The sequence below is a fragment of the Micromonospora sp. CA-263727 genome (assembly GCF_050942455.1).
Lineage (GTDB): Bacteria > Actinomycetota > Actinomycetes > Mycobacteriales > Micromonosporaceae > Micromonospora.
Genome location: NZ_CP192031.1, coordinates 5,794,454 through 5,817,349 on the forward strand (window position 1 = coordinate 5,794,454; position 22,896 = coordinate 5,817,349).

The following is a 22,896-nucleotide window of genomic DNA, read 5'->3' on the forward strand; positions in this document are numbered from 1 at the left end:
GGTCGCCGCCCTGCGGGTTAGCCGCCCGGGCAGGGGGAAAGCACCGCGGGTCGCCCCAGCAGGGCCGGTGCGCCGGTGCCGGGAGGGAGGATCATGCGGGGTCTGCGACCGTACGGAGGCGTGCGTCACGTCCCGTCGACCATCGTCCGACTGTTCGGGGCGTTCGCGCTGATCGGGGCGTTCGTCCTGGTCGGCTCGGCACCCGCGCGGGCCGGTGACAACACCTTCGTCGAGGTGACGCCGAACAGCGTGCAGGCCGGTTCCCGGGTGCACCTCCGGGCCAGCTGCGACAACGCCAACAACCGGCAGGCCGAAGTGACCTCGGACGCGTTCCCCCGGGTCTCCCTCCGGCCGGACAACGGCTTCCTCACCGGGGAGGCCACGGTTCCGGGCAACAAGCCCGCCGGGGACTATCCGGTCCACCTGCGCTGCAACAACGGCCAGACGGCCAGCACCACCCTGACCGTGCTGAACATGGAACAGCCCACCAAGGGCCCGGCGACCGGTGGCGGCGGCACCGCGGGCCGGAGCACCGGCTCGGTCCTGCTGCTCGGCGGCGCGGCGACGGTGGCCGCGGCGGTGGTGTTCGGACTGGTCAGCAGCAGACGCCGGGCCGGCGGTTCCTGACCCGCCGTCGCCATGACCGGCTCCCGCGTCCCCGCGCCGGAACCGGGCCCGCGCCCGGCCCGGCCCGCCACCCGCCGAGCACCCCGTGCCTGGCGCCGGGTGGTGGCCGGAGCCGTGGGCCGGTTCGGCCGGACCGCCGCCCAGATGGGTTCCGCCAGCGTGGCCACGCCCGACCCGTCGGCCACGCCACTGCCGCCGAAGCAGCGCCAGGCCGGGTCGGTCGGGACCCGTCGACGGGTCAGTTCCGGTCCGGGCCTGCCGGTGCTGGTGATCGGCACGCTGATGCTGCTGATCGTCACGATGCTCGGCGTCGAGCGGATGACCGGGGTGAGTCTCCTGCCCGACCGGTTCGTCGCCGGGCTGGCGCCGCCGCCGAAGAAGTTTCCGCTGCTGCCGGCGAGCCAGCCGGTCGGCATCGAGATCAACAAGATCGATCTGGACGCGCCGGTACACAACGTGGGTCTCGCCCAGGACGGCAGCATCGCCGCGCCGCCGGCCGAGCGGGCCCAGGAGGCCGGGTGGTACGACCAGGGCCCGACCCCCGGCCAGTACGGCCCGGCCGTCATCGTCGGGCACGTCGACACCTCGACCGGCCCGGCGGTCTTCCAGAAGCTGCGGGAACTCCGCCCCGGCGACCGGGTCGAGATCGCCCGGTCGGACGGCTCGGTGGCGGTCTTCGAGGTCAACCGGGTGAGCCGGTACGACAAGCAGGAACTGCCGGCGGACGAGGTCTTCGGCGATTTCAGTCGGCCCGAGTTGCGGTTGATCACCTGCGGCGGACGCTGGGTCGGCGGGGAGACCGGTTACGCGGACAACGTGGTGGTCTTCGCCTCTCTCGTGCAGGCGCGCTGAATGGTGGCTGGGTGGGGTTCCCGGGGGTGGTCAGGCGGCTTCGGGCTCGCGGAGGTCGAGCCAGTCCGCCCAGCGCGGGTCGGGTGCCCGGTGGCCGAGCACCCGCCAGGCCATCCCCTTCGGCGCGGCGGGCGGCGCGTGCAGCCGCCACCCGAGCTCGGCCGGCGTCTTGTCGCCCTTCGTGTGGTTGCACCGGGCGCAGGCGGCCACGACGTTCTCCCAGGCGTGCCGGCCGCCCCGGCTGCGCGGGAAGACATGGTCGATCGTCTCGGCCGGTCCCCGGCAGTACGCGCAGCGCCAACCGTCCCGAGCGAAGATCGCGCGGCGGGAGAGGCCGACGTGGGTGCGGTACGGCACCCGGACGAACCGGGTGAGCCGGACGACCGAGGGCACCGGCAGCGCGTTGCGGGCGCTGTGCAGGATGCCCTCGCCGTCGGCGACGCAGACCGCCTTGGCGGATAGCACCAGAATCGCGGCACGACGTACCGACACGACACACAGCGGCTCGTAGGTGGCGTTGAGGACCAGCGCGCCGGAGCCCACCGTGGGTCGTATGTCAGGCATCGCGTCACCCTCCCGGTCAAGCGGCTTTCAACTCGCCACGCCGACCGGTGCCGGACACGACCGGGCACCACGCCGACGCCGGCCGGATCACCGACGTCCGTTGCGCCAATCGTCCCTGATCGCGCCCGGGAATGCACGTACTAATCCCGGGTAGGCGACGGCGGCCTCCGCCCCCGGCGACGGCAGAAGCGGGTCCGGCGTCACGGTCCGGAGGGTCGGCGGTGGGCCCGCCGGGCGGTTGCGGTACGAACACAGGGTGACCGTCAGCATCCTCAGCAGCCTCCCCGCCGCGCCCACCCCCGCGCCGGTGGAGACGACCGAAACGCCCAGCCCGGAGTGCCTGGACGAGAGCCTGGGCCTGTGCAAGCCGGTGTTCGATCTCACCGGCTCGGTGTGGTTCGCCGAGGGCAGCTACTGGATCCTGGTCAAGCCGCTGCGAATTCTCGTGATCGTGCTGCTGGCGGTGGCCGCCCGGTGGCTGGTGCACCGGACGATCCGCCGGCTGGTGCGGACCACCACCGACGCCGGGGTGCCCACCATGCTCCGCCCGCTGCGCGAGCGGATCCCGACCGCCGCCACGGCGCCCGGCGAGTTCGTTCCGGAGCGCCGCCGGCAACGCGCCGAGGCGATCGGCTCGGTGCTGCGCAGCCTGGCCACGGCCTTCATCTTCGGCATCGCCCTGCTGATGGTGCTCAAGGAGTTCAGCTTCGACCTGGCGCCGTTGCTGGCCAGCGCGGGCATCGCCGGCGTGGCCCTCGGCTTCGGCGCGCAGAGCCTGGTCAAGGATCTGATCGCGGGCCTGTTCATGCTGATCGAGGACCAGTACGGGGTCGGCGACAACGTCGACCTCGGCGAGGCGAGCGGCGTGGTCGAGGCGGTCGGACTGCGGGTCACCACCGTCCGTGACGGGCGGGGTGTGCTCTGGTACATCCGTAACGGCGAGATCGTCCGGGTGGGCAACAAGAGCCAGGGCTGGGCCCTGGTGGTGGTCGACCTGCCGATCGGCTTCGCCGGCACCGAGGAGGCCACCGCGGTGCTGCGTACCGCCGCCGCCTCGGTCGCCGTGGATCCGGAACTGGCGCCGTCGATCGTGGAGGCGCCGGAGGTGCTCGGCGTCGAACAGATAACGGTCGAGGGCACGGTGATCCGCACGGTGGTCAAGACCACCGCCAACGGGCAGTTCGCGGTGGGGCGGGAGCTGCGCCGCCGGCTCGCTGAGGCGCTGGAGAACTCGGGCATCGCCGCCAGGATCGCGGCCGGCCGCGGCTACCCGGGCCTACCTACTCATACGGAGACCGACACCGGTCAGGGTGGAGCTACCTGAGCCGACCGGCGGGGGTCGCGGCCGAGCGGCCCCTCGGGTATCGTCCGTTCGTTCAGTCGGAGATGCGACCTTCCAACCGTTCGCCCTAGCCAGTTGTCAGACGATCGGGCAGAATCCGGTGCACGCGCTTCCAAGCGTGGTCACGTCCTCGCTGATCCGTAGATCTGACGATGGTTCCGGGGCGGCCATCACGAGTGGCCTGCCACCGGGACGATGGAGGCGATGGTGTCCGACGAGCGACCTTCTCCGGAAGGCCCGGCCACCTTCCGTGAGGTTTTCGCCCAGCGTGAGTACCGCGCCATCTTCGCGGCGAGCGCGCTCACCTGGACCGGCGACTACGTCGCCAGGGCAGCGGTCACCCTCCTCGTCTACCGGGCCACCGATTCGGTCGCGCTGTCGGCCGCCGCCTTCGCGGTCAGCTATCTGCCCTGGCTGATCGGCGGGCCGCTGCTGGCCACCATCGCCGAGCGGCACCGCTACCGGCAGGTCATGGTGGTGTGCGACCTCGTCCGGATGGCGTTGATGCTGCTCATCGCCGTCCGGGACATGCCGGTGCCGGTGATCCTGGTGCTGCTGTTCGCCACCACCCTGGCCAACCCACCGAGCCAGGCGGCCCGCTCCGCGCTGATGCCGCTGATCCTGCCCGGCGATCGGCTCGTCCTCGGGCTCTCGCTCAACGTCAGCGTGGGACAGGCGGCCCAGGTCGTCGGCTACCTGGTCGGCGCCGCCGTGGCGACGGTCAATCCCACCGCGGCGCTGCTGATGAACGCGAGCACCTTCGCCCTGTCGGCCGCGCTCGTCCGGTTCGGCGTCCAGGACCGGCCGCCGGCGATGACCAGCCAGCATCGCAGCCACCTGCTCCGGGAGACCGCCGCCGGGTTCCAGATGGTCTTCGGCACGCCGGTGCTGCGGGCGATCGCCGTGCTGGTGTTCAGTTCCCTGCTCTTCTCCATCGTGCCCGAGGGGCTCGCCGCCGCCTGGGCGAACGAACGCGCCGACGCCAGCATGCACGCCGGGATGGCGCAGGCCATGATCATGGCGGCCGGCCCGGTCGGGTTCATCCTCGGCGGGCTGCTGGTCGGGCGGGCCGTCGCGCCGGCCCGCCGGCTGCTCCTGCTCCGGCCGTTGGCCGTCTTCGCCCCGCTGATCCTGGTGCCCGCGCTGTTCGACCCACCGCCGGCCGTGGTCGCGCTGCTCGTCGCCGCCTGCGGGTTCGCGGTCGCGGGCATCCTGCCGGTGGCCAACGGCCTCTTCGTGCAGGCCCTTCCGGACGGCTTCCGGGCCCGGGCCTTCGGCGTGATGGCCACCGGCGTACAGGTCATCCAGGGCCTGGCGGTGCTGGTGACCGGGCTGCTCGCCGAGCGGTTCCCGATCCCGGTCGTGGTGGGGGTCTGGAGCGCGGCCGGCGTGCTGCTGATGTCGCTGGTGGCGCTGCGCTGGCCCGACCAGCGGACCGTGACGGCCGCCATCGACTCGGCGCGGCACGCCTCCGCCGACAAAGCGCAGCCGGAACCCCCCGAGGAGCCCGGATCGGGGCATGTCGGGCCGGGCCGGCCGCGGCACGCGGTGACCTGAACCACCGCCGCCCGACCCGACCGCCGCCGGCCGGCGCCTGGCAGGATGGAACGGTGAATCCCGCAGGTGAGTCCCAACGCCGCGGCGAGGCGGTCACGCTCTACGACGCCGTCGGCGGCGAGCCCACGTTCCGCAAGCTGGTCGACGAGTTCTACGCCGGCATCGCCACCGACCCGCTGCTGCGCCCGATGTACCCGGAGGACGATCTGGGGCCGGCCGCCGAGCGGATGCGGCTCTTCCTCATCCAGTACTGGGGTGGCCCGAACACGTACTCCGCCCAGCGTGGGCATCCCCGGTTGCGGATGCGGCACGCGCCGTTCCGGATCGGTGCCGCCGAACGCGACGCCTGGTTGCGGCACATGCGACGGGCGGTCGACACCCTCGACCTGCCGCCGGCGATCGCCACCGAGCTCTGGGACTACCTGGAGCGGGCGGCGTACTTTATGGTCAACGCGATGGAGGACCCGGCCTGACGCGCCCGGTCCGGTCGTCGGGCGGACCGGGCGGTCGTGGTCAGAGCAGGGCGCCCTCGTCGTGCAGCCAGTCGACGAAGCTGGTCGACACGGCCGCTCCGCAGTCGAGCAGTTCGACCAAGAGCGCGTCGTGGGTGCCCGCGGCGAGCGGCACCTGCAACTCGGCGTAGATCGGCAACTGGCCCCGCTCGGTGGCGTCACCCACGTACGCCTTGCAGAAGCGCCGGGTGTGGTTCCACTCGTTGACCACCCGGTAGGCCCGGTCCGCCCAGTCCGGCGGCACGGTCGCGTGTGGCCGGGCCCGGAGCACGAGGATCTCGTCTTCGGGGCCCTCCAGGGTGACCAGCACGGCGTGCCGCTCCCACATGGCCAGCAGGTTGCCGTCCCCGTCGGCGAGATAGCGGACGTCGAGCAGGTCGAGCGCGTCACAGATCCGGCGCAGGGTGACCGGCTCGACCGTGGCCGACATGTCGGCGATCAACGGATGCTCCCCGCCCGGGCAGTCCTCCTCGGGCTGGCGGGGCGTCGGCAGTCCGACCCGGACGGCACCCTCCACCGTGATCCTGCTTCGAGTTTCCGGGTCGCCGCCACTGGCGGGACCGGGGCGCCATGACCACCACGGCATCGCTCGCGCACCTCACTCCCCAGCGGATCCAGTCGCCTACGGTGGGTTGGATCCGAGGATGGACGGTACCCGGACAGCCGGTACGAAGCATCCCCCCAACGCTAGCCCAAACCCAGAAGGATGATAGGTGGTCATCCGTTCGCATGAGCCGCTGAGGGCCGTACGACAAGATCCGTGGCCTTCTGCGACCAGACGGCTCCGTACGGTCCTACCAGGCCGACCCATCGGCCAGCGCGACGAACCTGCACCCCGTCCGGCCCCGGCGATCCGTCGAGCGGGCCCAGGAAGCCCATCCGGACCAGACCCTGCACCACCCGCTGGGTCACCTCCACCGGACGGCCAGGCTCGTCGTCCGGGGTCACCACCACCGCCACGTGGTCCAGCAGGGCGTCCCGCAGCGCCCGCTGGCCGACCGCCCGGCCGGCCACCCCGTGCGCGGCGGCCTCCCGCAGGGTCCCCGCCGCCGCCTCGGCGAGCCGGCGCAGCTCGCCGCCCGGCAACGTCTCCACCGGCCGGGTGGCGGCGGGCGGCAGCGCCCAGCGCCACTGCGCGTCGTGCCGGGCGGGCAGCCCGGCACGGCCGCCCGCCAACGCGGCGAGCAGCTCTCCGGCGGCCACCGTGACGTCCCCGGCGCCCGCGCCGGCCACCGTGCGCACCGCCAGCACCCCCACGGCAGCCGGGCCCAGAGGGCCGTACGGGCCGGCGTGCCGGCCGGACGCAGCCGGACCAGCGCGGCGCGCTCCAACCGGACCAGCCGGGCCAGGAAGGCCCCGGCGTCGTCGACGCCCTCGATCCCGTGTCCCGCGCCCTCGGCCCGCGCCGGGCCGCCGGCAGCCTGCGGCCCACCGGCGGCGCCCGGGACGCCGGGGCCGCTCACGCCGGACCGCCGTTCGGCGCGTAGCCGAGCAGGAACCGGCGCTCGGCGTCGCTGAGCCGCCGGGGCAGCTGCCGGGTCAGGTCGAACGGGACCAGCACCGAACGCGCCCGGCTGACCAGCAGGTCGTCGTCGTACATCTCGTAGCCGATGGTGAAGGAGGCGGCCCGGATCTGCTCCACCCACAGCTCGATCCGCACGGTGGGGGCCGCCTCCGCAGTGGCCCGGCTGAGGGCGTAGTCGACCGGGCGCAGGTAGTCGATCTCGTGCCGACGGATCACCACGCCGTCGGCGAACGAGTCGACCCCCTGGGCCCGGGCGCCGGTGAACATCAACGCGACCCGGGCCTCCTCGTAGAGGGTGAGGAAGCGGGCGTTGTTGACGTGGCCGTACGCGTCCTGGTCGGACCACCGCAGGGTGCACTGGTAGACGAACCGGTCAGCCAAGGAGATCGACCCCGATCAGTCGCGGGTCAGCTTGCGGTACGTCACCCGGTGCGGACGGGCCGCCTCGGCGCCGAGCCGGTCGATCTTGTTCTTCTCGTACGCCTCGAAGTTGCCCTCGAACCAGAACCACTTGGCCGGGTCCTCGTCGTCGCCCTCCCAGGCCAGGATGTGCGTGGCGACCCGGTCCAGGAACATCCGGTCGTGGGAGATCACCACGGCGCAGCCGGGGAACTCCAGCAGCGCGTTCTCCAGGCTGGACAGGGTCTCCACGTCCAGGTCGTTGGTGGGCTCGTCGAGCAGGATCACGTTCCCGCCGATCTTGAGGGTCAGGGCCAGGTTGAGCCGGTTGCGCTCGCCGCCGGAGAGCACCTTGGTCGGCTTCTGCTGATCCGGCCCCTTGAACCCGAACGCCGCGATGTACGCCCGGGACGGCATCTCGACCTTGCCGACCATGAGGTAGTCGAGACCGTCCGAGACGACCTCCCAGACGGTCTTGTCACCATCCAGCCCCTGGCGGTTCTGGTCGACGTACGACAGGGAGACCGTGTCGCCGACCCGGACCTGGCCGGCGGTCGGCTCCTCCAGCCCGACGATGGTCTTGAAGAGCGTGGTCTTGCCGACGCCGTTCGGGCCGATGATGCCGACGATGCCGTTGCGGGGCAGCGAGAAGCCGAGGCCGTCGATCAGCAGCCGGTCGCCGAAGCCCTTGGTCAGGTTCTGCGCCTCGATGACCGTGTTGCCCAGGCGCGGGCCCGGCGGGATCTGGATCTCCTCGAAGTCCAGCTTGCGGGTCTTCTCCGCCTCGGCGGCCATCTCGTCGTACCGGTCCAGGCGGGCCTTGGACTTGGTCTGCCGGGCCTTGGCGTTGGAGCGGACCCACTCCAGCTCCTCGGAGAGCCGCTTCTTCATCTTGGCGTCCCGGCGGCCCTCCACGGCCAGCCGCGCGGCCTTCTTCTCCAGATAGGTGGAGTAGTTGCCCTCGTACGGGAAGGTGCGGCCGCGGTCCAGCTCCAGGATCCAGTTGGCCACGTTGTCCAGGAAGTACCGGTCGTGGGTGATGGCGATGACGGTGCCCGCGTACTTGGCCAGGTGCTGCTCCAGCCACTGCACGCTCTCCGCGTCCAGGTGGTTGGTGGGCTCGTCGAGCAGCAGCAGGTCGGGCGCCTCCAGCAGCAGCTTGCAGAGCGCCACCCGACGGCGCTCACCGCCGGAGAGCTGGGTGACCTCGGCATCCGGCGGGGGGCAGCGCAGCGCGTCCATGGCCAGTTCGAGCTTGGAGTCGATGTCCCACGCGTCGAGGTGGTCCAGCTCCTCCTGGAGCTTGCCCATCTCCTCCATCAGCTCGTCGGAGTAGTCGGTGGCCATCTGCTCGGCGATCGAGTTGAACCGCTCCAGCTTGGCCTTGGTCCCCGCGACCGCCTCCTCGACGTTGCCGAGGACGGTCTTGCTGTCGTTGAGCGGCGGCTCCTGGGCCAGCATGCCCACGGTGAAGCCGGGCATGAGCCGGGCCTCGCCGTTGCTCGGTTGGTCCCAGCCTGCCATGATCTTGAGAAGGCTGGACTTACCGGCGCCGTTCGGACCGACCACACCGATCTTGGCCCCGGGCAGGAAGTCCAGCGTCACGTTGTCGAGCACGACCTTGTCGCCGTGTGCCTTGCGCGCCTGCTTGAGGGAGTAGATGAACTGGGCCACGGTGCGGGCTACCTCCGTCGGGTTGCGATCGCCGAATTGCGGGTGCGGGGCACGGGCCGCGGCCACCGGCCGCCGTCGGCCGGGAGCCGACCACACGCACGCCACCTTCAATCCTGACAGGTACGCCGGGCATTCCCCACATCGCCCCGCCCGCCCGTACGCGCCGGCAACCACCCCACCCCGGGCCACCGGCGGGCGGCCGACCTGTCAACATGATCACGTTCGCGGTTCGGCGAGTCTGGGACGGGTAGGTGACTCCGGCACGGGGGAACAGACGCCGCAGCTACGCTCAGTACGCTCATCGCGGTGGGACCCGTCAGCACCCGGAGGTGGCAAATCGTGACCGTCCGTAGCTCCTTTGTCGTAGTGGCGAACCGACTGCCGGTCGACGAGGTGAGCACCCCAGCGGGACGGCAGTGGCGGCGCAGCCCCGGCGGGCTGGTCACCGCGCTGCATCCCGTCCTGGCGGAGCACCACGGCACCTGGGTCGGCTGGGCCGGCGGCACCGGCGCGGCTCCCGAACCCTTCGACCTGGAGGGCATCCGGCTGCATCCGGTGCCCCTGAGCGCCGAGGAGTTGGAGCGCTACTACGAGGGCCAGTCCAACGCGACGATCTGGCCGCTCTACCACGACGCCGTCGAGACACCCGCCTACAAGCGCCGCTGGCGCGAGGCGTACCGGCTGGTCAACGCCCGCTTCGCGGAGGCGGCGGCGGAGGTCGCGGCCGAGGGCGCCACGGTGTGGGTCCAGGACTACCAGCTTCAGCTGGTGCCGGCGATGCTCCGGGAACTCCGCCCCGACCTGCGGATCGGCTTCTTCCTGCACATCCCGTTCCCGCCGATCGAGCTGTTCATGCAGATGCCGTTCCGCACCGAGATCCTGCGCGGCCTGCTCGGCGCCGACCTGGTCGGGTTCCAGCAGCGGCTGGCCGCACAGAACTTCGTCCGGCTGGCCCGGCACCTGCTCGGCCTGCGCTACGAGGGGCAGATGATCCAGGTGGACGGCCGCCAGGTCAAGGCCGGCGCCTTCCCCATCTCGATCGACACCAAGGAGATGGAGCGGCTGGCCGCGGACCCGGCGATCCAGGCGCGGGCCAAGGAGATCCGCGAGGAGCTGGGCAACCCCAGCACGATCATCCTCGGCGTGGACAGGCTCGACTACACCAAGGGCATCGAGTTGCGCCTCAAGGCGTTCCGCGAGTTGCTGGCTGACGGAAAGCTGACCGTGCCCGACGCCGTTATGGTGCAGGTCGCCACGCCCAGCCGCGAACGGGTAGAGCACTACCAGGCACTTCGCGTCAAGGTCGAGCGTGAAGTTGGTCGGATTAATGGCGAATTTGGCCGGGTCGGGGTGCCGGCGGTGCATTATCTGCACCAGTCGTACAGTCGCACCGAACTGGCTGCGATGTACGCCGCTGCCGACGTGATGATGGTGACCCCGCTTCGAGACGGAATGAACCTCGTGGCCAAGGAGTACGTCGCATCTAGGGCAGACCACGGGGGCGCGCTCGTACTCAGTGAGTTCGCCGGCGCAGCCACCGAGCTGCGTCAGGCGTTCCTGTGCAACCCGCACGACCCCGACGCAGTCAAGGATGCGCTGCTACGGGCCGTGCACGTGGAGAAGCCGGAGGCTCGTCGCCGTATGCGGACCATGCAACGCCATTTGCGCACCCACGATGTGGGGCACTGGGCGAAGTCCTTCCTCACCGAACTCGGTGTGCCCGACATGGAGGCGGCGTGAACGTCGCAACCACCGACATCATCACGCCCGCAGCGGGGACCATGGATCCCGAGCTGCGGGCCGCCATCGGGCGGATCGCCCGGGTACCACAGCTGCTGATCGCCTGCGACTACGACGGCACCCTCGCACCGATCGTCGAGGACCCGAGCAAGGCCGTACCGCTGCCGGAGTCGGTGGCGGCGGTGCGCGCCCTGGCCGCGCTGCCGCAGACCACGGTCGCCGTGGTCTCCGGCCGCGCGCTGCGCGACCTGGCCGCGCTCTCCCGGCTGCCCAGCGAGGTCCACCTGGTCGGCAGCCACGGCTCCGAGTTCGACATCGGCTTCGTCGAGCGGCTCTCCCCCGAGCTGATCGCCGTGCGCACCCGGCTGCGGGACGCGCTGCGGGAGATCGCCGCAGACCACCCGGGGGTACGGCTCGAACGCAAGCCGGCCAGCGTCGCCGTGCACACCCGCGGGGTGGACTCCCAGATCGCCGCCGCGGCCATCGAGGCGGTCCGCAACGGTCCGGCAACCTGGCCCGATGTGACCGTCACGCAGGGCAAGGAGGTCATCGAGCTCTCCGTGGTGGCCACCCACAAGGGCACCGCGGTCGACCAGCTCCGGACCCAGCTCTCGGCCAGCGCGGTGCTCTTCATCGGCGACGACGTCACCGACGAGAACGCCTTCGGCAATCTGACCGGCCCGGACCTCGGCATCAAGATCGGCCCGGGCGAGACCAAGGCCGGTTACCGGGTGGCCGAGCCGATCGAGGCCGCCCGCGCGCTCGGCCTGCTCCTGGAGACCCGCCGGCACTGGCTGTTCGGCGAGCGGGCGGTGCCGATCGAGCGGCACTCGATGCTGGCAAACGGGCGGACGGTGGCGCTGCTCACGCCCGACGCCAAGGTCAGCTGGCTCTGCCACCCCAAGCCCGACTCGGCGGCGATCTTCGCGGACCTGGTCGGCGGCAGCCCGGCCGGGCACTTCAGCGTCGCCCCGGAGCGCGACGGCATCCCACTGGGCCAGCGGTACCGCTCGGGCACCATGACCGTGGAGACCCGCTGGTCGGGCCTCACCGTCACCGACTGGCTCGACAAGCCCGACCCCAGGGCCACCCCGGACGGGCCGGCGGTCATCGCCGGTGACTCGACGCTGATCCGGCTGCTCACCGGCACCGGCCGGGCCCGGCTGGAGTTCGCGCCACGGCCGGAGTTCGCGCAGGTCGCGGTGCAGCTACAGCCGCTCGACGACGGTCTGCTGGTGCTCGGCTCCAACGAGCCGGTCGCGCTCTACTCCCCCGGTGTGCAGTGGGAGGTCAACAACGACGGCGGGTACGAGACCGCCAAGGCGGTGGTGGACCTCGCCGCGCTCGGCGGGCAGGTGGTGCTGGAGCTGCGCTTCGGCACGCACAGCCTGGAACACCACCGGCTGCCGATCCACGAGCGGCAGGCCGCGGCCGAGCGGCCCTGGAAGGAGTGGGTGGCCTCGCTCCGGCTGCCCACCACCGCCCGGGACCTGGTCGCCCGCAGCGCGCTGACGTTACGGGGCCTCTGCCACGAGGCGACCGGCTCGATCCTGGCCGCGGCGACCACCTCGCTCCCCGAGGAACTGGGTGGCGTCCGCAACTGGGACTACCGCTACTGCTGGCTGCGGGACGCCGCGATGACCGCGCGGGCCCTGGTCGACCTGGGCTCGATCACCGAGGCCGAGGCGCTGCTGCGCTGGGTGGATGGCTGCGTGGAACGCACCGGCGGGCACCCCGAACGGCTGCACCCGCTCTACACGGTGGACGGCTACGAACTGGGCGCCGAGGCCGTCATCGACACCCTGCCCGGCTACGCCGGTTCCCGGCCGGTCCGCGTCGGCAACCTCGCCAACCACCAGCTCCAGCTGGACGTCTTCGGCCCGATCGCCGATCTGATCGCCGCCACGGCGGACGCCCGAGGCTCGGTCCGCCCCGAGGAGTGGCGGGTGCTGGAGAACATGGTCGAGGCGGTCCGCCGCCGCTGGCACGAGCCGGACCACGGCATCTGGGAGGCGCGCCTGCCACCCCGGCACCACATCTTCTCGAAGGTGATGTGCTGGTTGACCGTCGACCGGGCGCTGCACGTGATGCGCCAGCACGGCGGCGAGGACCGCCCGGAGTGGGTGGAGCTGCGCGACCGGATCGGCGCCAACGTGCTGGAGAACGGCTGGCACGAGCACGCCGAGGCGTACAGCGTCGCGTACGGCGACGAGGACATGGACGCCTCGTCGCTCTGGATCGGCCTCTCCGGTCTGCTGCCCGGCGACGACCCGCGCTTCCTCTCCACCGTCCTGAAGATCGAAGCCGACCTGCGCAGCGGCCCGGTCGTCTACCGCTACCACTGGGACGACGGCCTGCCCGGCCGCGAGGGTGGCTTCCACATCTGCACGGCGTGGCTGGTCGAGGCGTACCTGCGCACCGGGCGGCGCACCGACGCCGAGGAGCTGTTCACCCAGATGATCGACACCGCGGGTCCGACCGGGCTGCTGCCCGAGCAGTACGACCCGCTCGCCGAGCGCGGCCTGGGCAACCACCCGCAGGCGTACAGCCACCTCGGGGTCATCCGCTGCGCGCTGCTGCTGGACAACATGCTCAAGCAGTAGCCGGACGCCCCACCTGAGGCGGCCGGAGACAACTGTCTCCGGCCGCCTCCGCATGGCGGACGGAGGTGACCTGTCGTTCCCCGTGCACGGCACGGGCCCCTCCGCGCGAATTATCCCCCAATGGGCAGCGGTGTCCGTTTCGCCCGGCAGCAGCGCTCAGCTCCTAGGCCGATTGTCGGCTAACGCGATAAATGTCCGCTTTCCGGATGCGGTTGACCGGCCACGGCGGAATCCGGGACGGGGTCGGGGCGTTGTATCGGGTGGCTGACCGAAGAGGGCCGCCCCCCGCGTGCCCAGCCGGTGGATCCCCCCGGGAATGATCCGCCCCGGTCAGCCGTTGTACATCGTCCCGGCGCCGCGAAGGCCCCCCGGCCCGCGAGCCCGCCGGTCTCTCCCCCTGAACTTCCCCGCGCCGCCGTTCCCCCTTGTGCGGGCGCGCGCGTCTACCCCCGAATGGAGCTTCGATCATGAACTCGATGCTGCGTAAGAGCGTTCTCGGTATCGCCGGCCTGGCCTTCACCGGCGGCATGTTCGCCGGCCCGATCGCCGCCCACGCGGATGCCACCCCGGTAACCGCCGTGTCGACGGCGCAGGCCGACAAGCCCGACACCGGCACCCTCACCCCGCACGGCGTGCAGGGCGCGCAGTCACGGATCGACCTGAACGCCGAGCAGACCGGCAACGCCAAGGCCATCATCGCCGCCACCAAGAAGACCGGCATGGACGAACGGGCCGCGGTCGTGTCCATCGCGACGGCGTTGCAGGAGTCGAAGCTGGAGAACCTGGGTCATCTGGGTGACCGCAACGACCACGACTCGCAGGGCCTGTTCCAACAGCGTCCCTCCTCCGGCTGGGGCACGGTCGAGCAGATCACCGACCCCGAATACGCCACCACCGCGTTCCTGAAGGGCCTGAAGCAGGTCGACGGGTGGAAGGACCTGCCCCTGACCGTGGCCGCGCAGAAGGTGCAGGTCTCGGCCTACCCGGACCACTACGCCCAGTGGGAGCAGCAGGCCGCCGACCTGGTCACCCAGCACTGGAACAGCTGACACACGCATAACCGACTGGCCGGCACCCCGGGTTGGGGTGCCGGCCAGCGGCGTCCCGGCCGCATGCCACGCTCAGGTCAACACGCCGGTCAGCGGGTCTCGGGGCCGAGCAGGTCGAGCGGGTTGAGGGCGGTGACCACGTCACCCACCACCACGACCGCTGGTGGGCGTAGCCCCGCCCCGGCCACCTCGGCGGCCACCTCAACCAATGTCGAGCGGACGATCCGCTGGGCGCCGGTGGTGGCCTCCTGGACCACGGCCGCAGGGGTGTCGGCCGGCCGGCCGTGCTCGATCAGGGCGCCGGTGATGGCCGACAGGTTCTTCAGGCCCATCAGGATCACCAGCGTGCCACGGAGCCGCGCCAACGCGTCCCAGCGCACCAGCGAGGCTGGCGAGTCGGGCGCGACGTGCCCGGACACCACGGTGAACTCGTGCGCCACCGCCCGGTGGGTCACCGGGATGCCCGCCGCGGCGGGAGCGGCTGTCGAGCTGGTCACGCCCGGCACCACGGTGACCGGCACGCCGGCCGCCGCGCAGGCCAGCAGCTCCTCCCCGCCCCGACCGAAGACGTACGGGTCGCCGCCCTTGAGCCGCACCACGGATGCGCCGGCCAACGCCCGGTCGACCAGGATCTGGTTGATTTCCTCCTGGGCCCGGGACGGGCCGTACGGGATCTTCGAGGCGTCCACCAGCTCCACGCCGGTGCGCAGCTCGTCCAGGAGCAGGCCCGGCACCAGCCGATCGGCCACCACGACGTCGGCCTCGGTGAGCAGCCGCCACCCCTTGACGGTGATCAGCTCCGGATCACCCGGGCCGGCGCCCACCAGCGCGACTCGACCACCCCGGCCCGTCCCGCCGGCCGGGGTGTTAACAAGGGACCCTTCCTCTACAGAATCCGTTAACAAGGGACCCTTCCTTGCGTGCAGCAGGGGGCGGATGGCGTCGCGGACGGTCATCGCGCGGTGGGGGTCGCCACCGCCCAGCACCGCCACGGTGACCGGGCCGTGCCGGGTCACCGCCGGGGTCCAGGCCGACGCCGCCTCCCGGTCGTCGGCGCGTACGCAGAAGATGCGGTGTTCGGCGGCGACGGCGCTCACCGAGGCCGCGGCGGTCGGGTCGTCGACGGCGACGTGCACCAGCCAGGCGCCGTCCAGGTCGCCGGAATCGAACCGGCGCGGCAGCCAGCGCAGCCGCCCGGCGTCGGCGTGGGCGCGCAGCGCCGGGCTGACCTCCGGTGCCACCAGCAGCACGTCGGCACCCGCGTCGAGCAGCGCGGGCACCCGGCGGGTGGCGACCACTCCCCCGCCGACCACGACCACCCGCCGACCGGCCAGCCGAAGCCCCAGCGGGTACGGGTTGACACTCACGCCGGCACTCCGCTTCGCTCCGTGCCGCCGCGAGGTGCCACCGCACCGAGCCTGATGGTTCGCTCGCGCCGCCCGCTCACTTCTCGGCCACCCCGGCGGAGTCGAAGGTGGCCACCTCGTGCAGCACCCGGACCGCGCCGGTGACCACCGGCAGGGCCAGCAACGCTCCCGTGCCCTCGCCCAGCCGCAGCCCGAGATCGATCAGCGGGGTGAGGCCGAGCCGGCGCAGCGCGACCGTGGCACCGGGTTCGGCCGAGCGGTGACCGGCCACCATCGCGCCGACCGAGTCCGGAGCGAACGCCGCCGCGGCGAGCGCGGCGGAGACCGCGATCACCCCGTCCAGCAGCACCGGCACGCGGCGCGCGGCGGCACCGAGGACGAGCCCGCTCAGCGCGGCGTGCTCCAACCCGCCGACGGCGGCCAGCACCCCCAGCGGGTCCTCCGGATCGGGGGTGTGCCGGCGCAGCGCCGCCCGCACCACCTCGATCTTGTGCTGGTACGTCGGGTCGTCGACGCCGGTGCCCCGGCCGGTCGCATCGGCGGCGTCGACGCCGGTGAACGCGGCGATCAGCGCGGCGGCGGGCGTGGTGTTGGCGATGCCCATGTCGCCGGTGAGCAGGATCCCCGCCCCGGCGTCGACCAGTTCCCCGGCGATCCGGATGCCGACCTCGACCGCCGACCGGGCCTCGTCACGGGTAAGCGCGGCGGTGACGGTCATGTCCCGGGTGCCCCGGCGGACGGTGGCGTCGACCAGCCGGGGCACGTCGGGGCCGACCGAACCCGCCGTGGCGCCACCCGCCCCGGCGGGGCCGCCCACGACGGCCGGATCGGCCAGGTCGGCCGGATCGTCGGGGACGGGCAGCGGGCTGGCCACCCCGACGTCGACCACGGTCACCGAGGCGCCGGCCTGCCGGGCGAACGCGTTGACCACCGCGCCGCCGGCCAGGAAGTTGCCGACCATCTGGGCGGTGACCTCCTGTGGCCAGGGGGTGACCCGCTGGGCGTGCACGCCGTGGTCCCCGGCGAAGATCGCCACGGCGGCCCGGTCGGGCAGCGGCGGCGGGCACATCCCGGCCAGGCCGGCGAGGCGTACGGAGAGCTCCTCCAGGGCGCCGAGCGAGCCGGCCGGCTTGGTCAGTCGACCCTGCAACTGTCCGGCCGCGGCCATCGCCGACTCGTCGAGCGGGCCGATTCCCGCGATCGTGGTCTCCAGCATCATGCCTCCATGATCTCCGCCAGCGTATCGATGAAGGCATCGGTGGTCGCCCGATCCCGCACCGCGATGCGCAGCCAGTCCGGGCCGAGCCCCGGGAACGTGTCGCCCCGGCGTACCGCCCAGCCACGGTGGCGCAGCTCGGCGCGCACCCGATCGGCCCCGGGGCGGTGGATCAGCACGAAGGCGCTGGCCGGGCGGCCGGCGACGCGTACCCCGGGCAGGGCCGCGAGCCGGGCCACCAGGTGTTCGCGGTCGGCCGTGAGCTGCCCGGCGATGGCGCGTTCGGCCCGGACCGCCGCCGGGCCGGCGCAGGCGGACGCGGCGGCCAGGGCCGGCGTGCCGACCGCCCAGAGCGGCTGTACCGCGGCCAGCCGCTCCAGCAGCGCGGCCTCGCCGAGCAGGTAGCCGATCCGCAGCCCGGCGAGCCCCCAGGTCTTGGTGAGGCTGCGGACGACCAGCAGCCCGGGCAGGTCCCGCCGGGCCGCCAGCGACTCGGGCTCGCCGGGTACGCCGGGCGCGGCGGTGGTGTCGGCGAACGCCTCGTCGACCACCAGCACGCGACCCGGCCGGGCCAGCGCGGCCAGGTCGGCGGCGGGATGCAGCACCGAGGTGGGGTTGGTCGGGTTGCCGATCATGACCAGGTCGGCGTCGGCGGGGATCCGGTCCGGGGCGAGCCGGAAGCCGTCCGCGGCGTCGAGCAGCACCCGCTCGACCGGGTGCCCGGCCGCTCGCAGCGCGGCCTCCGGCTCGGTGAACTGCGGGTGCACCACCACCGGCCGGCGTACCCCGCGCAGCGCCTGGGCGAGCAGCACGAAGCCCTCGGCGGCACCGGCGGTCAGCAGCACCTCGGCCGGCGGCCGGCCGTGCCGGGCGGCGACGGCGGCCCGCGCCGGCCGCGGATCCGGGTACGCGGCGAGGTCGGCCAGCGATGCCATGATCGGCTCAGCCAGCCAGCCCGGCATCGGGGCACGCCGCACGTTGACGGCGAGGTCGACGAGGCCCTCGCCCACCTCCGCGTCACCGTGATGGGCAAGATCCGGCTCGACCGGCGCCAGGGGAAAGGTCCCGGTCAGCTGACCACGCATGACCGCGATCCTGCCGGGAAGCCGGCGCGGGGGACAGCCGCCCGGAGGGTGGGCCGCATCACCACCGATCACTTCATGAGTATTTCTCATGGACGAATCGGAAATGTCATAACTTGGCGGTGTGAGTAACCGACCCCTTGCTGCCGCTGGTCGTCTCGTTCCTCTCCTCCGCGCCGGGCTGATCGCCGGCATCGTGGTCGCCGCCGTGGCGTACCCCGTGGTCGCTCTGACCGGGGTCGGCGCCAAGGCCACCGCGCACGCCGTGGAGAGCAAGACCCGCCTGCTGGCCACCGCCCTGCCCGCCGAAACGTCCTACCTGTACGCGCCCGACGGCAAGACCGTGCTGACCATGTTCTACGAGGAGTACCGGCAGTACACCAAGCTGTCGGACATCTCGCCGAACATGTTGCAGGCGATCGTGGCCGCCGAGGACAGCCGCTTCTACCAGCACCACGGCGTCGACCCGAAGGGCGTGGCCCGGGCCTTCGTGGCCAACGCCCGGTCCAGCGGCGTCTCCCAGGGCGCCTCCACGCTGACCATGCAGTACGTCCGGATGGCGCTGCGGGACAGCGCCACCACCCCGAAAGAGGTGCAGGAGGCCACCGCACAGACCCCGATCCGCAAGGTCAAGGAGATGCGGATGTCGGTCGACCTGGAGAAGGAGTTGAGCAAGGAGGAGATCCTGGAGCGCTATCTCAACTCCGCGTACTTCGGGCACCGGGCGTACGGCATCTACGCCGCCAGTGAGATCTTCTTCTCCAAGACGCCCAAGGAACTCACCGCCGTCGAGGCGGCCACCCTGGCCGGGCTGGTGAAGTCTCCCTCCCAGTACGACCCGGCCAGCTCCGACCAGAAGGACGCCACCGCCCGCCGCAACTACGTGCTGGACAACATGACGCACCTCGGCTACCTCTCGCCGGACTCGGCCGCGGCGGCGAAGACCGAGCCGATCCGGCTGCGCCTGACCTACCCGCCGAACGACTGCGCCGCGGTGCCGGAGAGCTGGAACAGCTGGGGCTTCCTCTGCGACTACCTGAAGAACTGGTGGAGTGCGCAGCCCGCGTTCGGCGAGAACCGGTTGCAGCGGATGGACAAGCTGCGCCGGGGCGGCTACCGCATCGTGCTCAGCATGGACCCGAAGATCCAGAAGGCGGCGGAGGAGAACGTCGGCACCAAGGGGAACACCGGCAGCCCGTTCGCCAACGGCATCGTGGTCTCCGAGCCGGGCACCGGACGGGTCAAGGCGATGGCGGTGAACCGGACATACTCCCTGAACCTGGATGAGAACCCGCTCAGCTCCAACCCGGAGGCCGGGCCCAAGGTGAAGGCCAACTACCCGAACACGGTGGCCCCCCTGATGGGCGGCGGTGACCTGCCGGGATACCAGGCCGGGTCGACGTTCAAGATGTTCCCCATGCTGGCCGCGCTGGACGCCGGCATGACCCTCAACACCACGTTCAACGCGCCGCACCGGTACCAGTCCCAGGTGTACGACGGCTGGGCGCCGACCAACGCCAGCGGCGCGATGAGCGGCACCCAGACCATGTGGTCCGGCTTCGGCAAGTCGGTCAACACGTACTTCGTCTGGCTTGAGGAGCAGGTCGGCGCGGAGCGCGCGGTCCGGCTCGCCGAGCAGTTGGGGCTGCGCTGGCGTACCGACGTGGACCGGGAGCACGCCGCACCGTCGAAAGCCAACAAGTGGGGTGCGTTCACCCTGGGCGTCTCCGACGCCACCCCGCTGGAGATGGCCAACGCCTACGCCGCCGTCGCCGCCGACGGGCGGTACTGCGAGGCGATGCCGGTGACCGCCATCTACAACCGGGACGGCACCCCGGCCACCTTCAAGACCGCCGGCGGCATCGAGCGGGAGGTCGCCAAGCCCCGGTGCCGCCAGGTGGTCAGCGCCGACGCGGCCCGCGCCGCGACCGACGCGGCCCGCTGCCCCACCGGCGACTCCCCGGCCAAGGGTGGCTGCGGCGGCTGGTCGACGGCGGACAGCGTCCGGGGCACGGTGGGCCGACCGGTGGCCGGCAAGACGGGCACCACGGACAGCACCCGGTCGGCCTGGTTCGTCGGCTACACCCCGGAGCTGGCGGCGGCGAGCTTCATCTCCGACCCGGACAACCCGTTCAACGCGGTCGGCGACGGCCAGTCACAGATCCCGATCGCGGCGGTCTCGAACACGCTCCGCGACGCCCTCAAGGGCAAACCGGTCCGGGACTTCGTCCCACCGTCGGACCAGATAGTCGGCTGACGACGACGCCACGGCGCTGACCGCTCAGGTCGATGGCGCGGCACCGGCACCGGTCGCCGCGCCATCGGCGGGCCCGGCACCGCTCGGCGTCGCGGCGGCGATCGCCGAGCCGGCCACCGTCGCGGCGACCGTGGCCGGCTCGGCCGCTGCGGCGGCCACCAGCCGCGTCGCGATCTGCGGGTACGCGGCCCAATGCGGGACGAGTTGCGAGGCATGCACGCCGCGCCAGACGAACCCCTCCGGTGCGCCACCCGACCAGCTCCACGCCGGCCGCTGCCCGCCCCGTGGGGTGAGCACCGCCCGGTGCTCCTTGTGCCCGGTCACCACCTCGCCCCGGGTGGCGACCACGCTGTCGCTCTGGGCGGTCGCCTCCCGGTAGCCGACGACCAGCCCGTCGCGGAGGCTGCCGATCGCATCGAGCACCCCGCACATCGGCAACCCGTCCACCTCGCGAGCCAGCCAGAGCAGGCCGGCCCCCTCGGCCACCACCGGCCGGCCGGTCCGGGCCAGCTCGGCCACCGCGATGCAGAGCCGGCGGTTGGCGGAGAGCTGCTCGGCGTACGACTCGGGCAGGGCGCCACCGACCACCAGCGCCTGGGTGTTGGCCGGCAGCGCCTCGTCGGTGAACGGATCGAGCGTCACCACCTCGGCACCGGCGGCCCGCAACAGCTCGGCCGTCTCGACATGACTGAAGATGCCGCCCGGACCGCCGGCCAGCGCGACGACCGGGCGCCCGGCACCCGGTGCAGGGGCCGGTGCCGGGCCGTCGGCACCCGTCGGTGGCTGCGGCGACCACGGCTGCGCTCCCAGCGTCGGGGCCGAGCGGGCCAGCGCGAGCAGCCGCTCCAGGTCGACGGTGGCGGTCACCGCCTCGCCCAGGCGACGGACCGCACGGGTGGCCTCGGCCGCACCGGCGAGCACCGGCACCACCCCGTGCCGGCGCGGCGGCAGCACGGAGGGCAGATCCTGACGGCGCAGCGCGCCGTAGACCGGCATCCCGATGTCGTCGAGCGCCTCGCGCAGCAGCGCCTCGTGCCGGGAGGAGGCGACCCGGTTGAGGATCACGCCGCCGATCCACAGCTGTTCGTCGTACGCCCGGAAGCCGTGCACCAGCGCCGCCACCGACTGGCCCATCGCGGCGACGTCGACCACCAGCACGACCGGGCTGCGCAGCGCAGTGGCGACGGCCGCGGTCGACTCGCTCTCGGGGCGGCCGGTAAGACTGTCGTACAGGCCCATGCTGCCCTGCACGACCGCGAGGCCGGCGCCGGCCGCGCCGTGCAGGAGCAGCGGGGCGATCCGCTCGGTACCGACCAGCCGTGGATCCAGGGTGCGTCCGGGCCGGCCGGCGGCGAGCCCGAGGTACGCCGGGTCGACCTGGTCCGGCCCTATCTTGAACCCGGCCACGTCGAGACCCCGGTCGGCGAACGCGGCGAGCAGACCGATCGCCAACGCGTTCTTGCCGTGTCCGGAGGAGGGAGCGCTGAGCACCAGACGCGGCACGACGGTCATCATCGACTCCTCGCCAGCGGTCGGCGTGCCGACCGTCGGCGCGCTCCGCCCGCGTGACGATAGCCGAACCGGACGACTGGCACGCGCCGCCCGGCACCCTTCCCATTCCGGCACGGCCCATCCGACGCGGACGGCCCCGGCGCGGGCACGCTCCGCCACCGACGGCGCGACGCAGTGACGGCGGTCACCCGGGTAACCTCGTGGCGTGTACCGGTTCCTGCTGACGCCGCGCTGGCTGGGCATCCTCGCGCTGACCCTGGTCGCCGCCATGGTGATGGTGGCGCTCGGCAACTGGCAGCTGGATCGCTACCGGGGTCGCACGGCGGTCAACGAACGGATCGACGCCGGCCTGCGGATGACGCCGGCGCCGCTGCACGAGGCGGTGCCCGCGCCGACCGGAGGTCCCGGCACGGCCGGCCCGCCGCCGGCCGAGGAGCGGACCTTCACCCGGGTCACCGTGACCGGCCGGTACGACGCCGACAACATCGTCCTGGTCCGGGGCCGGACGGTCGAGAGCCGGGTCGGCTTCGAGGTGGTCACTCCGCTGCTGCTCGCCGACGGCACCGCCGTCCTGGTGGACCGGGGCTGGATTCCGCCGGCGCCGGGCGGGGCGATGGCGCAGCCGCAGGTGCCGGCGACGCCGGTGGGCGAGGTGACCGTCGAGGGCCGGGTGCACGTGAGCGAGAGCGGGGACGGCCGGGTGGCCCGGCGCGACGGCCGGCTGGAGAGCCGCCGCGTCGCCGTGCCCCAGCTCGCCCGGGAGCTGCCGTACCCGGTGCACGGCGCGTACCTGATGCTCGACGAGCAGACCCCGGCGGCCGATCCGGCGTTCAAGGCGGTGGCGATCGGCCACGCCAACAACTGGCAGAACCTCGGCTACGTCGTACAGTGGTGGATCTTCGCGGCGATGACCGTGTTCGGCTACGGCTGGGTCGCCCGCCGCGAGGCCCGCCGCCGCGCCGGCATCACCGACCAGCGGCCCCGCGACCGGGCCGCCGAGCCCACCCCCGGCTGACGC

Annotated in this window: 18 protein-coding genes and 1 pseudogene; 10 read left to right on the top strand and 9 right to left on the bottom strand. The window is 72.6% G+C overall.

Annotation, left to right across the window (positions count from 1 at the left end; translation table 11 throughout):
- Positions 1-93 precede the first annotated feature (93 nt).
- Positions 94-627 carry a hypothetical protein gene (locus tag ACQPYA_RS25280; protein ID WP_433529565.1) on the top strand — a complete coding sequence of 178 codons (534 nt, stop codon included), beginning with the start codon at positions 94-96 and terminating at the stop codon, positions 625-627.
- Positions 628-639: 12 nt separating this feature from the next.
- On the top strand, positions 640-1,479 hold the full coding sequence (locus ACQPYA_RS25285) for a class F sortase (RefSeq protein ID WP_433529566.1): 840 nt from the start codon (positions 640-642) through the stop codon (positions 1,477-1,479).
- A 30-nt stretch (positions 1,480-1,509) separates the two neighbouring features.
- Here ACQPYA_RS25285 and ACQPYA_RS25290 read toward each other — a convergent pair whose 3' ends face one another.
- Entirely contained in the window at positions 1,510-2,043 is a 534-nt protein-coding gene (locus ACQPYA_RS25290; protein WP_433529567.1) for an HNH endonuclease, read from the bottom strand.
- Positions 2,044-2,299: 256 nt separating this feature from the next.
- Between ACQPYA_RS25290 and ACQPYA_RS25295 the strand changes: the two genes are divergently transcribed.
- From ACQPYA_RS25295 to ACQPYA_RS25305, 3 genes are all read left to right on the top strand, one after another.
- Positions 2,300-3,367, top strand: coding sequence for a mechanosensitive ion channel family protein (locus ACQPYA_RS25295; RefSeq protein ID WP_433529568.1), 1,068 nt, complete (start codon positions 2,300-2,302; stop codon positions 3,365-3,367).
- Positions 3,368-3,589: 222 nt separating this feature from the next.
- Entirely contained in the window at positions 3,590-4,942 is a 1,353-nt protein-coding gene (locus ACQPYA_RS25300; protein WP_433529569.1) for an MFS transporter, read from the top strand.
- Positions 4,943-4,995: 53 nt separating this feature from the next.
- Complete coding sequence (locus ACQPYA_RS25305) at positions 4,996-5,415, top strand: globin (protein ID WP_433529570.1); 420 nt, start codon at positions 4,996-4,998, stop codon at positions 5,413-5,415.
- Between the two features lie 40 nt (positions 5,416-5,455).
- On the opposite strand, the gene ACQPYA_RS25310 is transcribed toward ACQPYA_RS25305, so the two are convergent.
- The 4 genes and pseudogenes from ACQPYA_RS25310 to ettA form a co-directional block, all read right to left on the bottom strand.
- Positions 5,456-6,040, bottom strand: coding sequence for a YbjN domain-containing protein (locus ACQPYA_RS25310; RefSeq protein WP_433529571.1), 585 nt, complete (start codon positions 6,038-6,040; stop codon positions 5,456-5,458).
- A 131-nt stretch (positions 6,041-6,171) separates the two neighbouring features.
- Positions 6,172-6,917 (bottom strand): annotated as a pseudogene (locus ACQPYA_RS25315) (hypothetical protein).
- On the bottom strand, positions 6,914-7,360 hold the full coding sequence (locus tag ACQPYA_RS25320) for an acyl-CoA thioesterase (RefSeq protein ID WP_433529572.1): 447 nt from the start codon (positions 7,358-7,360) through the stop codon (positions 6,914-6,916). The pseudogene ACQPYA_RS25315 and the gene ACQPYA_RS25320 overlap by 4 nt, the downstream one beginning before the upstream one ends.
- Before the next feature lie 15 nt (positions 7,361-7,375).
- The gene (ettA, locus tag ACQPYA_RS25325) at positions 7,376-9,052 is read right to left on the bottom strand and encodes an energy-dependent translational throttle protein EttA (RefSeq protein ID WP_433533610.1); all 1,677 of its coding nucleotides are present in this window, start codon (positions 9,050-9,052) and stop codon (positions 7,376-7,378) included.
- Positions 9,053-9,391: 339 nt separating this feature from the next.
- On the opposite strand from ettA, the gene ACQPYA_RS25330 reads away from it, so the two are divergent.
- From ACQPYA_RS25330 to ACQPYA_RS25340, 3 genes are all read left to right on the top strand, one after another.
- Complete coding sequence (locus ACQPYA_RS25330; protein WP_433529573.1) at positions 9,392-10,792, top strand: alpha,alpha-trehalose-phosphate synthase (UDP-forming); 1,401 nt, start codon at positions 9,392-9,394, stop codon at positions 10,790-10,792.
- A gap of 41 nt (positions 10,793-10,833) precedes the next feature.
- Entirely contained in the window at positions 10,834-13,395 is a 2,562-nt protein-coding gene (gene otsB, locus ACQPYA_RS25335; RefSeq protein ID WP_433533611.1) for a trehalose-phosphatase, read from the top strand.
- Between the two features lie 467 nt (positions 13,396-13,862).
- Positions 13,863-14,444: a hypothetical protein gene (locus ACQPYA_RS25340; protein ID WP_433529574.1), complete on the top strand. Its 582-nt coding sequence runs from the start codon at positions 13,863-13,865 to the stop codon at positions 14,442-14,444.
- Between the two features lie 89 nt (positions 14,445-14,533).
- Here ACQPYA_RS25340 and cobA read toward each other — a convergent pair whose 3' ends face one another.
- The 3 genes from cobA to cobC all read right to left on the bottom strand — a co-directional run bounded on the left by cobA (position 14,534) and on the right by cobC (position 18,112).
- Entirely contained in the window at positions 14,534-15,811 is a 1,278-nt protein-coding gene (gene cobA, locus ACQPYA_RS25345) for a uroporphyrinogen-III C-methyltransferase (protein WP_433529575.1), read from the bottom strand.
- A gap of 76 nt (positions 15,812-15,887) precedes the next feature.
- On the bottom strand, positions 15,888-17,027 hold the full coding sequence (locus ACQPYA_RS25350) for a nicotinate-nucleotide--dimethylbenzimidazole phosphoribosyltransferase (protein ID WP_433533612.1): 1,140 nt from the start codon (positions 17,025-17,027) through the stop codon (positions 15,888-15,890).
- Positions 17,027-18,112: an Rv2231c family pyridoxal phosphate-dependent protein CobC gene (cobC, locus tag ACQPYA_RS25355; protein ID WP_433529576.1), complete on the bottom strand. Its 1,086-nt coding sequence runs from the start codon at positions 18,110-18,112 to the stop codon at positions 17,027-17,029. Before cobC ends, ACQPYA_RS25350 begins: the two co-directional genes overlap by 1 nt.
- A 121-nt stretch (positions 18,113-18,233) precedes the next feature.
- On the opposite strand from cobC, the gene ACQPYA_RS25360 reads away from it, so the two are divergent.
- On the top strand, positions 18,234-20,366 hold the full coding sequence (locus ACQPYA_RS25360; protein WP_433529577.1) for a transglycosylase domain-containing protein: 2,133 nt from the start codon (positions 18,234-18,236) through the stop codon (positions 20,364-20,366).
- 24 nt (positions 20,367-20,390) lie between these two features.
- On the opposite strand, the gene ACQPYA_RS25365 is transcribed toward ACQPYA_RS25360, so the two are convergent.
- Positions 20,391-21,878: a cobyrinate a,c-diamide synthase gene (locus ACQPYA_RS25365; RefSeq protein ID WP_433533613.1), complete on the bottom strand. Its 1,488-nt coding sequence runs from the start codon at positions 21,876-21,878 to the stop codon at positions 20,391-20,393.
- Between the two features lie 205 nt (positions 21,879-22,083).
- On the opposite strand from ACQPYA_RS25365, the gene ACQPYA_RS25370 reads away from it, so the two are divergent.
- On the top strand, positions 22,084-22,893 hold the full coding sequence (locus tag ACQPYA_RS25370) for an SURF1 family cytochrome oxidase biogenesis protein (RefSeq protein WP_433529578.1): 810 nt from the start codon (positions 22,084-22,086) through the stop codon (positions 22,891-22,893).
- Positions 22,894-22,896: the final 3 nt, after the last annotated feature.

Excerpts from the sequence above, each read along its gene's own strand:
- ACQPYA_RS25350 (WP_433533612.1), bottom strand. The coding sequence starts at position 17,027 with ATGCTGGAGACCACGATCGCGGGAATCGGCCCGCTCGACGAGTCGGCG.
- ACQPYA_RS25290 (WP_433529567.1), bottom strand. The coding sequence starts at position 2,043 with ATGCCTGACATACGACCCACGGTGGGCTCCGGCGCGCTGGTCCTCAAC.
- ACQPYA_RS25340 (WP_433529574.1), top strand. The coding sequence starts at position 13,863 with ATGAACTCGATGCTGCGTAAGAGCGTTCTCGGTATCGCCGGCCTGGCC.
- ACQPYA_RS25280 (WP_433529565.1), top strand. The coding sequence starts at position 94 with ATGCGGGGTCTGCGACCGTACGGAGGCGTGCGTCACGTCCCGTCGACC.
- ACQPYA_RS25300 (WP_433529569.1), top strand. The coding sequence starts at position 3,590 with ATGGTGTCCGACGAGCGACCTTCTCCGGAAGGCCCGGCCACCTTCCGT.
- otsB (WP_433533611.1), top strand. The coding sequence starts at position 10,834 with ATGGATCCCGAGCTGCGGGCCGCCATCGGGCGGATCGCCCGGGTACCA.
- ACQPYA_RS25285 (WP_433529566.1), top strand. The coding sequence starts at position 640 with ATGACCGGCTCCCGCGTCCCCGCGCCGGAACCGGGCCCGCGCCCGGCC.
- cobC (WP_433529576.1), bottom strand. The coding sequence starts at position 18,112 with ATGCGTGGTCAGCTGACCGGGACCTTTCCCCTGGCGCCGGTCGAGCCG.
- ACQPYA_RS25365 (WP_433533613.1), bottom strand. The coding sequence starts at position 21,878 with ATGACCGTCGTGCCGCGTCTGGTGCTCAGCGCTCCCTCCTCCGGACAC.
- ACQPYA_RS25310 (WP_433529571.1), bottom strand. The coding sequence starts at position 6,040 with ATGCCGTGGTGGTCATGGCGCCCCGGTCCCGCCAGTGGCGGCGACCCG.